9 protein-coding genes are annotated in these 13,605 nt (G+C 67.6%); 3 read left to right on the plus strand and 6 right to left on the minus strand.

Annotated features, from left to right (window positions below):
• The first annotated feature begins 395 nt into the window (after positions 1-395).
• Positions 396-1,943 carry an ATP-binding protein gene (locus tag DMC18_RS21145; RefSeq protein WP_233245143.1) on the plus strand — a complete coding sequence of 516 codons (1,548 nt, stop codon included), beginning with the start codon at positions 396-398 and terminating at the stop codon, positions 1,941-1,943.
• Between the two features lie 8 nt (positions 1,944-1,951).
• Here DMC18_RS21145 and DMC18_RS21150 read toward each other — a convergent pair whose 3' ends face one another.
• The 6 genes from DMC18_RS21150 to DMC18_RS21175 form a co-directional block, all read right to left on the minus strand.
• Positions 1,952-2,260, minus strand: coding sequence for a hypothetical protein (locus DMC18_RS21150; protein WP_110117958.1), 309 nt, complete (start codon positions 2,258-2,260; stop codon positions 1,952-1,954).
• A gap of 221 nt (positions 2,261-2,481) precedes the next feature.
• The gene (gene ahpF / locus DMC18_RS21155; RefSeq protein WP_110117959.1) at positions 2,482-4,062 is read right to left on the minus strand and encodes an alkyl hydroperoxide reductase subunit F; all 1,581 of its coding nucleotides are present in this window, start codon (positions 4,060-4,062) and stop codon (positions 2,482-2,484) included.
• Between the two features lie 141 nt (positions 4,063-4,203).
• Positions 4,204-4,767 (minus strand): alkyl hydroperoxide reductase subunit C, encoded by a 564-nt coding sequence (gene ahpC, locus DMC18_RS21160; RefSeq protein ID WP_110117960.1) that lies wholly within the window; start codon positions 4,765-4,767, stop codon positions 4,204-4,206.
• Positions 4,768-4,868: 101 nt separating this feature from the next.
• Positions 4,869-5,048: a hypothetical protein gene (locus DMC18_RS21165; RefSeq protein ID WP_110117961.1), complete on the minus strand. Its 180-nt coding sequence runs from the start codon at positions 5,046-5,048 to the stop codon at positions 4,869-4,871.
• Between the two features lie 88 nt (positions 5,049-5,136).
• Positions 5,137-7,074, minus strand: a complete 1,938-nt coding sequence (locus DMC18_RS21170; RefSeq protein WP_233245144.1) for a sialate O-acetylesterase — start codon at positions 7,072-7,074, stop codon at positions 5,137-5,139.
• Positions 7,075-7,260: 186 nt separating this feature from the next.
• The gene (locus DMC18_RS21175; RefSeq protein ID WP_110117963.1) at positions 7,261-9,714 is read right to left on the minus strand and encodes a glycoside hydrolase family 3 protein; all 2,454 of its coding nucleotides are present in this window, start codon (positions 9,712-9,714) and stop codon (positions 7,261-7,263) included.
• A gap of 137 nt (positions 9,715-9,851) precedes the next feature.
• On the opposite strand from DMC18_RS21175, the gene DMC18_RS21180 reads away from it, so the two are divergent.
• Positions 9,852-11,819, plus strand: a complete 1,968-nt coding sequence (locus DMC18_RS21180) for a glycoside hydrolase family 97 protein (RefSeq protein WP_110117964.1) — start codon at positions 9,852-9,854, stop codon at positions 11,817-11,819.
• 14 nt (positions 11,820-11,833) lie between these two features.
• Positions 11,834-13,447: an alpha-L-fucosidase gene (locus DMC18_RS21185; RefSeq protein WP_110117965.1), complete on the plus strand. Its 1,614-nt coding sequence runs from the start codon at positions 11,834-11,836 to the stop codon at positions 13,445-13,447.
• The last annotated feature ends 158 nt before the right edge of the window (positions 13,448-13,605 follow it).

The raw sequence follows: 13,605 nt of genomic DNA on the forward strand, positions 1-13,605 counted from the left end.
TCTCTTTGAGAGAGGGAGGGGCCCGCCGCGAAGCGGTGGGAGGGTGAGAGGTTTCACCGCCAGCAGGCAAATCCCAACGCGTTCCGACGGTCCTCCAGCCCCCCTCCCTTATCCGCATCTGCAAACCGTGAAGGGCGAACGACCGCGTTTCATTCGGTGAGTTTGTTACCTCTCACCCTCCCACGCCTTTGGCGTGGGTCCCTCCCTCTCTCAAAGAGAGAGGGATTCAGTCGCGCCCCTCGGCCAGATACCAATGGTCGCCAATAGTTCCCGCAAAAGAAGAATTATTCTCGACACTCTCTTTTCGCGAAAAGTCCCACCAAAATCATCGATATCGGAATTTAACCTTGTTGCGCTAGGCTGAACTCTAGTCGGCGTTTACGGGGATTTCGATCGTGACCCAGGCCTCAGGCCGCGAAGCCTTGCTCGTGGACGCCAGTTCGTTCTTCGAGGTCTCGCTCGACCTGCTGGTCATACGCGACCTGCAAGGCACGGTGCTGAAGGCCAGCCGGTCCTGGCAGACCAAGCTGGGACATAGCCCCGAGGACATGGAAGGCCGCCCCCTGCTGCGGCTGGTCCATCCCGAAGACATGCCCGGCACCCAGGACAGCGTGGTCGAGGTCGAGACCCGCCGCGACGGCGACCCCGTCCTCGGCTTCATCAACCGCTATCGCCACGCCGACGGCCACTACCGCACGCTGGAATGGCGGGCCCAGCGGGCCGGCGACCGCATCTACGGCGTGGCGCGCGACGTCACCGACCGGGTGGCGGCCGAGCGCCACCTGCTGGAGGCCAAGATGGCCGCCGAAGCGGCCAACCGGGCCAAGTCCGACTTCCTGGCCAATATCAGCCACGAGATCCGCACGCCGCTGAACGGCGTCATCGGCATCATCGACGCGCTGTCGCGCACGACGCTCAGCCCCGAACAGGCCGAGATGGTCGGGCTGGTGCGCGACTCCGGCGCGACGCTGGAGCGGCTGGTGTCGGACTTTCTCGACGTCTCCAAGATCGAGGCCGGCCAGCTGCAGCTGGAGAACCGCTCGTTCAACCTCGACCAGGCGCTGCGTCCCGGCGTCGAGGTGCTGCGCCGGCGGGCGCAGGAGAAGGGCCTGACCTTCACCATCAAGCGCCCGGCCCTGACCGGCGGCCGGCACCTGGGCGATGGCATGCGCCTGAGCCAGGTGCTCAACAACCTGCTGTCGAACGCCATCAAGTTCACCGACGAGGGCGGGGTGACCCTGCGCGTCGGCTCCGAGGAGATCGCCGGCGAGACCCGCCTGACCTTCGAGATCGAGGACACCGGCATCGGCTTCGAGGCCGACCAGGCCGGGGGCCTGTTCAACCGCTTCAGCCAGGCCGACCAGTCGATCAGCCGCCGGTTCGGCGGCACGGGCCTGGGACTGTCGATCTGCCGCTCGCTGGTGGAGATGATGGGCGGCGAGATCTCGGCCACGTCGCAGCCCGGCGTCGGCAGCCGCTTCGTCGTCACGCTGAGCCTGCCCCGCCTGCAGGAGGCCGTCGAAGCCGACGCCGATCCGGTCCCGCCCGAACCGATCGCCCTGCCCGACCAGCCGCTGCGCGTGCTGCTGGTCGAGGACCATCCCACCAACCAGCGTGTCGCCCAGCTGATCCTGGCCTCGCAGGGCGCCCAGGTGGTGACCGTCGAGGACGGGCTGGAGGCGATCGCCGCCTTCGGGGACGGCGCGTTCGACGTGGTGCTGATGGACATGCAGATGCCGCGCATGGACGGCCTGACCGCCACCCGGGCCATCCGCGCCCTGGAGGCCGAGCGCGGCGCGGCGCGCACGCCGATCGTCATGCTCAGCGCCAACGCCCTGATGAAGCATCGCCACGAAGCCCTGGACGCCGGCGCCGACCTGCACGTCTCCAAGCCGATCACCGCCGCCAATCTGCTGGCGGGCATCCAGGCGGCGGTGGGGTAAAAATCGCCCTAGAGCAGGTAGAACGACCAAATCTCGCAGGAGACGTTGTCGTAATAGACACCCATCTTGCGTCCGGTCGATCGGGCCGTCAGCACCATCGAGAAGAAGCGGTCCTTATCCTGGATCGTGGCGCTGGACGAGAACGACAGGCGACCATACTGGCAAGGGCTGCCGGTGAAGAACACCTTGATGTCGTTGGGCACGTAGTTCTGAAGCCGCCAGTCGATCGGATCACTTTCCAGCAGGGCTTCGGCCGCGACGGCGGGCGTGGCGCCGATGGTCGCAAGGCACAGGGCGGCGATTGCGATTTTCTTCATGTGACTATCCCCAAAAGCAAGGTCCGGACCTCGACCGAACCGCCACCTGAAAACATCGCGCCAAAGGTTGCCGTCAAGCTTGAAGCACGTCTGAGTTGCTCTCGAGCCTCCGAGCAGCGGCGGGAGAGCGATCCAGCGTCCTCTCTGGAAGAGCATGGGAAAGACAAAAGGCCCGGACGATCGCTCGTCCGGGCCTTGGTCGTTTCGGTCCGTAAGGCCGATCAGGCCGCTTCGGCCTGCTCCGCGGGAAGGCGGATCAGGTAGTCGAAGGCCGACAGCGAGGCCTTGGCGCCCTCGCCCATGGCGATGATGATCTGCTTGTACGGCGTGGTCGTCGCGTCGCCGGCCGCGAAGACGCCCGGCATCGAGGTCTCGCCGCGATAGTCGACCTCGATCTCGCCGCGATTGCTCAGGGCCACGTTCGAGTCCTTCAGCCACTCGGTGTTGGGCACCAGGCCGATCTGCACGAACACGCCTTCCAGATCGACGCGGTGGGCCGTGTCGTGGTTGCGGTCCTTGTAGGACAGGCCGCTGACCTTCGAACCGTCGCCGTGGATCTCGGTGGTCATGGCCGAGGTGACGATGGTGACGTTGGGCAGGCTGGCGAGCTTGCGTTGCAGCACCGCGTCGGCGCGCAGCTGGCTGTCGTACTCGATCAGGGTGACGTGGGCGACGATGCCGGCCAGGTCGATGGCCGCCTCGACGCCGCTGTTGCCGCCGCCGATCACCGCCACGCGCTTGCCCTTGAACAGCGGGCCGTCGCAGTGCGGGCAATAGGCCACGCCCTTGTTCTTGTACTCGGCTTCGCCGGGCACGTTGACGTTCCGCCAGCGGGCGCCGGTGGACAGGATCACGGTGCGCGACTTCAGGCTGGCGCCGTTCTCGAGCTTGACCTCGATCAGGCCGCCCGGGGTCTTCGGAGCCACCAGGCCGACGGCCTTCTGCAGGTTCATCACGTCGACGTCGTACTGCTTGACGTGCTGCTCCAGCGCCGTGGCCAGCTTGGGGCCTTCGGTGTGCTGCACCGAGATGAAGTTCTCGATGGCCATGGTGTCGAGCACCTGGCCGCCGAAGCGCTCGGCGGCGACCCCTGTACGAATGCCCTTGCGGGCGGCGTAGACGGCCGCGGCCGCGCCGGCGGGACCGCCGCCGATGACCAGCACCTCGAAGGCGTCCTTGGTCTTGATCTTCTCGGCGGCGCGGGCTTCGGCGCCGGTGTCGAGCTTGGCCAGGATCTGCTCGACCTCCATGCGGCCTTGGCCGAACGGCTGGCCGTTCAGCAGGATGGTCGGCACGGCCATGACCTGGCGCTGCTCGACTTCCGCCTGGAACAGCGCGCCGTCGATGGCGACGTGGCGGATGCGCGGGTTCAGGGCGCTCATGGTGTTCAGCGCCTGCACCACGTCGGGGCAGTTCTGGCAGGACTGCGAGAAATAGGTCTCGAAGCTGTAGTCGCCGTCCAGGCCCTTGATGCGCTCGATCACCTCGGCGTCGAGGCGCGGCGGGTGGCCGCCGACATGCAGCAGGGCCAGCACCAGCGAGGTGAACTCGTGGCCCAGCGGCAGGCCGGCGAAGCGCACATCGGCGTCGCCAGCAGCGCGGGTGATGGCGAACGAAGGCTTGCGGGCGTCGTCGCCGGCCAGGTTCAGGCTGACCTTGTCGGAGGTCGAGGCCACGTCTTCCAGCAGGGAGAGCATGTCCTTCGAACCCTTGTCGTCGCCGAGGGAGGCGACCAGTTCGATCGGCTGGCGCAGGTTCTGCAGGTAGGTGGTCAACTGGGTCTTCAGACCGGCGTCCAGCATGGCGCGCTCCCAAAAGGCTAGGGGGAGGAAAAGGCAGGCGTTCGATTTTCGGGGGAGGATCGAACGCGGCGAACGATCGAGGGGTGCGCCGCCGCCCCAGAGGGGAGAGGAGCGGCGGCGCGGGTACGCGGTACTTAAGTCTTAGATCTTGCCGACGAGGTCGAGCGAGGGAGCCAGGGTCTTTTCACCCTCTTCCCACTTGGCCGGGCAGACTTCGCCCGGGTGCGAGGCCACGTACTGGGCGGCCTTGATCTTGCGCAGCAGCTCGATGGCGTTGCGGCCGATGCCTTCGGCGGTGGTCTCGGTGAACTGGATCACGCCTTCCGGGTCGATCAGGAAGGTGCCGCGGTCGGCCAGGCCGACGCCCGGACGCATCACTTCGAAGTTGTTGGTGATCGTGCCCGAGGGGTCGCCGACCATGTGGTACTTGATCTTGCCGATGGCCGGCGAGCTGTCGTGCCAGGCCTTGTGCGAGAAATGGGTGTCGGTCGACACGGCGTAGATCTCGACGCCCAGGCGGGTGAAGACCTCGTAGTTGTCGGCCAGGTCTTCCAGTTCGGTCGGGCAGACGAAGGTGAAGTCGGCCGGGTAGAAGAAGACCACCGACCACTTGCCCTTCAGGTCGGCGTCGCTGACCGTGACGAACTTGCCGTCCTTATAGGATTGGGCGGTGAAGGGTTTGATCTCGGTGTTGATCAGCGACATGAGACGCTCCGTTGGAAAGGATGCGTCGTAGGTATCGCGCCGCAGCAAATAGGTCCAATCGATAAAATCAGTTCGCGAGATAGATAGACCCTATGGGGCTCTCAGGACGCCTGCCGCTCAAGCTTAGCCATGAGGACGGCTTGCGGACCATAGGGTTCGGCGAGCGGCAGGCAGCGCACCAGCACCTCGGCGACGAGCCCCGGCTCTGAGGTGATCGGCGGCGGCTCGCCGAACACCGTGCGCCAAAGTTCGGCCAGTTCTTCGCAGGTGCGATCAGTCACGCGAAACCCTCGTTTCCGAGGAGGGAAAGCGTTATGCGGCAAGGGGTTGCTGGTTAATAAGCGGGGCTGGAGCCTAAAATCCCTCTCTCTAAGAGAGAGGGATCTCAAACGGCGTCGCCGGCAGGCGGTTGGCGCCGAACAGGTTCAGCACCGGGCTGTCGGCCCAGGCGAAGCGGACCTTCACGGCGGCGTAGCCGGCCGGGACGGCCAGGCGGACCTTGCTGCCCTCCAAAGACGCATCGACGAAACGGCAAGACTCGGCGGCGTCGCACAGTTCGAAGCCGGCGGGACGACCAGAGCCATAGACCACCGCCGGCTGGTCGAGCGTGACGACGACATCGGCGCCGTCGCGCACGGCCGAGACCGGCGCGGGGCCGGAGGCGTTCAGGGCGCTGTCGCCATAGGCCAGCTTCCTGGCGAGACCCGCCAGGCGCAGGCCGACCTGCAGCTTGTCGGCCGGGTGGATGTCGTAGGGCGAGCCGATGTCGACGGCCGAGGCCAGGCCCGTGGTCGGGTCGGCGGCGACGGTGCGGCGCTGGACGTCGCGCAGCTCGGCCCAGCGCGAGACGCCAGGCTTGTCGGTCTGCGGGCCGAAGCTGGCCAGCTGCACCATCAGGAACGGCGCCTCGGGCGCGGCGAAGGCGCGGCGCCAGTCGGCGATCAGGGCCGGCATCAGGCGGGCGTATTCCGGGGCCTCGGTGACGTTGGCCTCGCCCTGGTACCAGGCGAAGCCCTTGACGCCGTAGGGCGCCAGCGGGGCGATCATGCCGTTGTGCAGGGTCGACAGGCCCGAGGCTCCCAGCCACGGCGCATGCGGCGGCAGGCCGGTGTCGGAGAGGTTAGTCGAGACCTTGTAGCGCCAGGACGCGCCCAGCGGCACGAACGAGCCGTCGGCCAGCTTCAGCCCCTTGTCCTTGGCCGGTCCCCAGGCCCCGCCGCCGCCGCCGGCGTCGATCGCCCGCACGGCGACGACATTGGCGCCGGCCTTGAGAACGCCGGCCGGGATGGCGTAGGCGCGCTTGGCGTCCCAGCCCTCCTGCGAGCCGACGGCGCGGCCGTTGACATAGGTGGTGTCGATGTCATCGACCGGACCCAGCACCAAGGTGGCGCCCTGCGCGGCCTGGGCCTTGGTCAGGGTGATGGTCGCCCGCAGCCAGATCGTGCCGTCGAAGGTCTCCAGGCCCGGATTGGTCTCCCAGAACTGCTGCGCCGGCATGGTCTTCCAGGCGCGGTCGTCGAAGCCGGGCTTGGCCCAGCCTGCGGCATGCGGTTCGACCTTGGCGGCCCAGCGGTCGAGCATCGCGCCCCAGCGGGCCATGCCCTTCACAGGATCCTGGGCGTAGTCGGCCAGCACCGACAGGCCCTCGTCGTAATTGCCCAGCGCCTTGAGGCCCTCGCCGCTGATCCAGTCCTGGATCACCGAACCGCCCCAGGTGGCGTCGATCAGGCCGATCGGGGCATTGGTGGTCTTCTTGATCTCGCGCCCCATGAACCAGCAGGCGGCCGAGAAATTGTTGGCGCTGTCGTAGCTCGACGTCTTCCAGACGGCGTAGGCCGGCAGCTTGTCGGTGGGATGCGGCAGGCTGGTGCGACCGGTCTGCAGCAGGCGGATCTGCGGATCCGTAGCGTTCTGGGCCTCGGCCTCGCCCTGCAGGGCGCGGCGCAGCGGATATTCCATGTTCGACTGGCCCGAGCACAGCCAGACGTCGCCGACCAGCAGGTCGGACACGGTCTGGGTCTCGGCGCCGGCCTTGACGGTCAGGGTCAGCGGCGCGGCGCTGGCGGCGCGGGCCGGAAGCTGGGCGGACCAGCGGCCCTGGGCGTCGGCGACGGCCGTCACGGCCTGGCCGGAGAGGTCGATGGAGACTGCGGCGTTCGGCGCGGCGACGCCCCAGACCTGGATCGGCCGGTCGCGCTGGAGCACGGCGTGGTCGGTGAACACCGAGGCCAGCAGCGGCGCGGCGGCGGCGGGGCCGGCAAAAGCCAGGGCGGCGGCCCCGGCGAGCAGGTGACGGGTCAGGCGCACGCGAGGTCTCCGCTTCATCGTTACTCTTGGATCGTCATCCCGGCCGGAGCAAAGCGTAGAGCCGAGACCCAGGAGACTGGGCTCGGCGCATGGATCGCCCACCCGGCGGCAGCCGACGCAGTGCGCCGGCCCCTGGGTCCCGGATAGCCGCTGCGGGCTTTCCGGGATGACGCCAGTTTATAGACTTCAGTCCGCCTTGGCCGGGCAGGACGTGCCGGTCGGGTCGGTGGTCAGCTTCACGCCGCTGATCGAGACCGTCAGCGAGCCGGCCGTGGCCAGCGAGAACGGGGCCTCGACCTTGGTGACGTCCGTGCCGGCCGACTGGAAGCACTTCAGCGGCACCTTCAGGCTGGTCCACTCGCCGGCCTTGGCGCCCGACAGTACAGAGGTGATGTCAAGCTTGCCGGCGCCGATGGAGAGCGTCGTCTTGGCCGACGGGGCGGCATCGACGCGGTAGGCGATCTGCAGGGCGATCTCGGCGTTGGTCTGGAAGGTCAGATCGAAGGCCTTGTCGGCCGCGATCTCGGCCGAGGCCGGAACACCGCCGGCGAAGGTCAGCTGGCGGCCGGCCTCCTGCACGTTGCCGGCGTCGACAGGCTTGATGTGCACCGAGGTGGTCGGCAGCAGGCGGAACTCGAACGGCGCCGGGGTCTTGCCGCCAACGAAGTAGTTGCTGTCATTGGCCGCGATGGCGGTGACGCCCGAGACTTCCGACAGCTTGGCCACCTTGCCCGGCTTGGCGTAGCTGAGACCGTAGCCATAGGCGAACAGCGGCGCGTAATTCTTGTCACCCTTGTTCAGCGAGGTCTGGGCGGCGGTCTTGGGCCAGCTGAACGACAGCTTGCCGTTGAAGTCGCGGCGGGCCTTGCCGGCCTTGTCGCCGACCAGCACGTCGGCGATCCCGCCGCCTTCCGAACCCGGCAGCCAGGCGGCCACGAAAGCGTCCGAGGCGTTGATCTCGGGGTTCACCCACAGCGGACGGCCCGACAGGAACACGGCCACCACCGGCACGCCCTGAGCCTTCAGCTTCTTGAGCAAAGCCAGATCTGTCTTGTCGCCCGGCTGGTATTCCAGGGTCTTCAGGTCGCCCACGCCCTCGGCATAGGGGGTCTCGCCGAACACCACAACGGCGACGTCGGGCTTGTCGCTGAACGAGCCGTCGACGCTGAGGGTGGCGCTGCCGCCGGAGGCCTCGACCGCGTCCTTGAAGCCCGAATAGATCGACTGGGCGTTGGGGAAGTCGCTGTTCTTGTTGTCGGTGCCCTGCCACGACAAGGTCCAGCCGCCCGACTGCTGGCCGATGTCGTCGGCGCCCGAGCCGGCCACCAGCACCTTCGCCGACGCCTTGATCGGCAGGACGCCGTTGTTCTTCAGCAGCACCAGCGACTTGGCCACGGCCTCGCGGGCGACAGCGCGGTGATCGGCATTGCCGACCACGCCCTCGCGGCCTTCCCACGGACGGGCCGTCTGGAAGAGGCCGAGCTTGGCCTTCACGCGCAGGATACGGCGCACGGCGTCGTCGATGCGCGCCATCGGGATCTCGCCCGACCTGGCCTGGGCCAGAAGGTTGTCATAGAGGCCCTTCCAGCTGTCGGGGGCCATGTACATGTCCAGGCCCGCATTGGCGGCCTGGGCGCAGTTGGTCGGGGTGCAGCCGTCGACCTGGCCGTGGCCGTTCCAGTCGCCGACGATGAAGCCGTCGAAGCCCATCTTGCCCTTCAGCACGTCGGTCAGCAGCGACTTGTTGCCGTGCATCTTCTGGCCGTTCCAGCTGTTGAACGAGGCCATGATGGTCATGGTCCCGGCGTTGATGGCCGGAACGTAGCCCTGGGCGTGCAGGCGGATCAGCTCCTGCTCGGAGACTTCGGTGTTGCCCTGGTCCTTGCCGTTGGTGGTGCCGCCGTCGCCCAGGAAGTGCTTGGCGCTGGCCGCCACGTGCCCCTTCTGCAGGGCCTGGCCCTCGCTGACGGCGCCTTGCAGGCCCAGGATCATCTCGCGGGCGTAGAGGCGGACGATCTGCGGATCTTCCGAATAGCCCTCGAAGGCGCGGCCCCAGCGGTCGTCGCGCGGCACGGTCAGGGTCGGACCGAAAGCCCAGTCGAAGCCTGACACCGCTGTCTCCTGGCCCGTGGCGGCGCCGATCTTGCGGATCAGTTCAGGATCGTGGGCGGCGCCCAGGCCGATGTTGTGCGGGAAGAGCGTGGCGCCGACGACGTTGTTGTTGCCGTGCACGGCGTCGATGCCGAACATCAGCGGGATGTTGGTCCCACCGCGCTGGGCGGCGGCGTCGCGGAAAGCCTTGACGGTGTCGACCCAGGGGCCGACCGGCGAGCGGTCGGGCGCGCCCAGGGGCGGCGAGCTGCCGCCGGCCAGGATCGAACCCAGCGGATAGGTCTTGAGGTCGTCGGCCTTGATCGAGGCGGTGTCGGCCTGGATCATCTGGCCGATCTTCTCCTCGAGCGTCATCTTGGCCAGCAGGCCGTCGACGAAGGCCTCGGTGGCCGGATCGACCAGGCCCTGGCTCTTGGCCGCGGGCCACAGGGCCGGATGGGCGGTGCTCTTGGGACCATCGGCGGCGAACGCCGGAGCCGACAGAAGGGTGGTCGCCATCAGGGCGATGGTCAGGGTCCTGGTCTTCATTTTCCCCCGCTCTTCCTTGCGCTTCGACGGTCTGAAAGCCGCCTGAATGTTACCGGTATCGAAAGCTCGACGTCGATCCATACACGGTCTAATTAATACGACAAACACTGAGACAACGAATTTTGGGGAGATGATGCATGGGGGCCATTCGCAACGCGCTGCTGGCGGGAGCCGCATTGACAGCGCTGTATGGAGCGGAAGCCTCCGCCGAAACCCGCACCCTCTCCTCCCCTGACGGCGCCATCTCGGTGCAAGTCTCCGACGAGTCGGGACAGGCGCGCTACGCCGTCGCTTACAAGGGCAAGCCCCTGATCGCCCCCTCGGGCCTGGGCCTGGAGCTCTCCAAGGGCGGCCGCTTCAGCTACGGCGTGAAGATCGTCGGCGCCGAGACCGCCAGCGGCGAAGACGTCTACGACCTGCCGGCCGGCAAGGTCAGCCATGTGGCCCAGGCCCGCAACGAACTGGCCGTCGATTTCCAGGAAGAGAGCGGCCGCAAGCTGCGGGTCGTGTTCCGCGCCTACGACCAGGGCGTGGCCTTCCGCTACGTGCTGCCCCAGCAGGAGGCGACGGCGGCGACCAACGTCAATGACGAGGTGACGGGGTTCTCGTTCCCCAGGGACTACGGCTGCTACGGCCTGAACCTTGGCAAGTTCGGCACCAGCCACGAGGGCGAGTTCGACCCCGTCCAGGCCTCGAAGTTCCGCGAGCACAATCTCTATGACGCCCCGGTGGTCTGCCGGGGCGACAACGCCGCCTTCGCCATCGCCGAGGCCGACCTCAAGGACTGGGCGGGCATGTACCTGACCGGCCGGGGCGACGGGCGCCTGGGCCTGTCGGTCAAGCTGTCGCCCCGCCTCGACGGTTCAGGCACGGCGGTGAAGACCCGCCTGGGCGCCGACGTCGCCTCGCCCTGGCGGGTGATCATGATCGCGCCCAAGGCCGGCCAACTGGTCGAGAACACCCTGCTGACCACGCTGAGCGCGCCGTCGGTGGTGAGCGACACCAGCTGGATCAAGCCGGGCAAGGCCGCCTGGGACTGGTGGAACGGCCCGGCCCTGAAAGCCGTGCCCAACGCCGGCATGAACCCCGAGACGATCCGCGCCTATATCGACTTCGCCGCCCAGAACGGCCTGGAATACATGCTGATCGACGAGGGCTGGCACGTCGGGGCCGGCGGCGCCTCGGTGGTGCGGCCGGGGGCGGACGTCACCCGTCCCAAGCCCGAACTCGATCTGCCGGGCCTGGTTTCCTACGGCGCCGACAAGAAGGTCGGGATCTGGCTGTGGCTGAACTGGAAGGCCCTGGACGCCCAGATGGACGAGGCCCTGCCCCTCTATGAGAAATGGGGGATCAAGGGGATCAAGGTCGACTTCATGGACCGCGACGACCAAGCGATGGTCGACTTCTACCACCGCCTGCTCAAGCGCGCGGCCGAGCATCACCTGATGGTCGATCTGCACGGCGCCTATCACCCGACGGGCCTGATCCGCACCTATCCGCACTACCTGACCCAGGAAGGCGTGCTGGGGGCGGAGTACAACAAGTGGAGCGCGCGGATCACCGCCACCCACAACGTCAACCTGGCCTACACCCGCATGCTGCTGGGGCCGATGGACTACACCCCCGGCGGCTTCCGCAACGTGACGCCCGACAAGTTCGAGCCGCGCGACAGGCTGCCCTTCGTGCAGACGACGCGCGGCCAGGCGCTGGCCATGTTCGTGGTGTTCGACAGCCCGTTCACGATCGTCGCCGACAGCCCCGACACCTATGCCGAAAGCCCGGCGGGCCTGGACTTCGTCAGCGCCGTGCCGACGACCTGGGACGAGATCCGCTACGTGACCGGCGAGATCGGCCAGTCGATCGTGGTGGCCCGCCGCAAGGGCGACGAATGGTGGATCGGCGCGCTGAACAACGAGACCGCCCGGACGGTGAAGGTTCCGCTCGCCTTCCTGGGCAAGGGCGCTTGGAAGGCCGACGTCCGTCAGGACGGAGCGACCCCAAACTCTATCGAAGGTTCGAATCCCTCTCTCACCGCCACCTCGACCCTGACCCTGAAACTCGCCGCCAGCGGCGGCGCGGCCGCGCGCCTGACGCCGGTCCAGTAACGGATAAGCTTGCCATGCCCTTCACCCGCCGCGCGCTTCTGGGCGCGACCGCCGGCCTCGCCGCTTCTCCCGCCCTGGCCGCCTCTCGCGGGCCGTTCAAGGCCAGCTGGGAGTCGCTGGCGGCCGGCTACAAGACGCCCGACTGGTTCCGCGACGCCAAGCTCGGCATCTGGTCGCACTGGGGTCCGCAGTGCGTGCCCGAGTACGGCGACTGGTACGGCCGGCAGATGTACCAGCAGGGCAACCCCTTCTACGAACACCACGTGAAGACCTACGGGCACCCGACCAAGTTCGGCTTCATGGAGTTCATCCCGCGCTGGAAGGCGCAGGCCTGGGATCCCGAGGCCCTGATGAAGACCTATGTCGCCGCCGGGGCGAAGTTCTTCATGTCGATGGCCAACCACCACGACAATCTCGACATGTTCGACAGCCGCCACCACGCCTGGAACACCACGCGGGTGGGTCCCAGGCGCGACATCGTCGGGACCTGGGAGAAGGTCGCCCGCAGCCACGGCCTGAAGTTCGCCGTCTCCAACCACGCCGCCCACGCCTGGCACTGGTGGCAGACGGCCTATGGCTATGACGCCGAGGGTCCGCTGAAGGGCCAACGCTACGACGCCTTCCGCCTGACCAAGGCCGACGGCAAGGGCAAGTGGTGGCAGGGGCTGGACCCGCAGCAGCTCTATACCGGCCACAACATGGTGATCCCCGACGGGGTGGGCTCCATCGCCGAGGCCAACGCCTGGCACGACAAGCACGACGGCGAGTGGCTGGAGACCCCGCCGCCCAACAACCCCGCCTTCGTGCGCAACTGGCTGCTGCGCCAGAACGACCTCGTCGATCGCTACAAGCCCGACATGGTCTATTTCGACAACTACGCCCTGCCGCTGGGCCAGGCGGGGCTGGAGGCGACGGCGCACTTCTACAACAACGCCGTCCGCCAGACCGGCCGCACCGACGTGGTGGTGACCGGCAAGAAGCTGACGCCCTTCCAGCGCAAGGCCATCGTCGAGGACGTCGAGCGCGGCTTCTCCGACCGGCTGCGCGACGAGCCCTGGCAGACCGACACCTGCATCGGCAACTGGCACTACGACCGGGGCCTCTATGAGCGGAACGGCTACAAGACCGCGAAAGACGTGGTGCAGCGCCTGACCGACGTGGTCAGCAAGAACGGCACGCTGATGCTGTCGATCCCCCAGCGCGGCGACGGCTCGATCGACGACAAGGAAGCCAAGGTCCTGGCCGACATGGCCGGCTGGATCGCCGTCAACGGCGAGGCGATCTATTCGACCCGCCCGTGGAAGATCTACGGCGAAGGCCCGACCCGTCTCGTCGAAGGCATGCAGAACGAGGGCGACGCCAAGCCTTTCCAGGCCACCGACATCCGCTTCACCACCAAGGCCGGCGCGCTCTACGCCCTGCCGCTGGTCGAGCCCGAGCGCGAGATGGTCATCGAGAGCCTGGCCGTCGGCGCGCCCCATGCCTCGGGCGAGGTGCGGCGTGTGTCGCTTCTGGGCGGCGATCCCCTGCCCTTCACCCGCGACGACAAGGGCCTGAAGATCACCCTCCCCGAACGCCGCCCGGCCTTCACCCCGGTGGTGAAGATCGAAGGACCGGGGCTGGCCTAAGGGTTTCAAACACCCGTATGCTCCCTTCCGAAACCGAGGGAGCATAAGCCATGACCGACCTTTCCGGCCGCACCGTGCTGATCACCGGCGCCTCGTCGGGCATCGGCGCGAACCTGGCCCTGGCGGCCGCCCGGGCCGGCGCGCGGGTGGCGGTGGCG

Origin of the sequence: Caulobacter sp. D5, assembly GCF_003185805.1 — a bacterium.
In the GTDB taxonomy this organism is placed as follows: domain Bacteria; phylum Pseudomonadota; class Alphaproteobacteria; order Caulobacterales; family Caulobacteraceae; genus Caulobacter.

What these genes read in the sequence shown, in the direction of transcription:
- DMC18_RS21150 (WP_110117958.1), bottom strand. Translation starts at nt 2,260, where the DNA reads ATGAAGAAAATCGCAATCGCCGCCCTGTGCCTTGCGACCATCGGCGCC.
- ahpF (WP_110117959.1), bottom strand. Translation starts at nt 4,062, where the DNA reads ATGCTGGACGCCGGTCTGAAGACCCAGTTGACCACCTACCTGCAGAAC.
- ahpC (WP_110117960.1), bottom strand. Translation starts at nt 4,767, where the DNA reads ATGTCGCTGATCAACACCGAGATCAAACCCTTCACCGCCCAATCCTAT.
- DMC18_RS21175 (WP_110117963.1), bottom strand. Translation starts at nt 9,714, where the DNA reads ATGAAGACCAGGACCCTGACCATCGCCCTGATGGCGACCACCCTTCTG.
- DMC18_RS21180 (WP_110117964.1), top strand. Translation starts at nt 9,852, where the DNA reads ATGGGGGCCATTCGCAACGCGCTGCTGGCGGGAGCCGCATTGACAGCG.
- DMC18_RS21185 (WP_110117965.1), top strand. Translation starts at nt 11,834, where the DNA reads ATGCCCTTCACCCGCCGCGCGCTTCTGGGCGCGACCGCCGGCCTCGCC.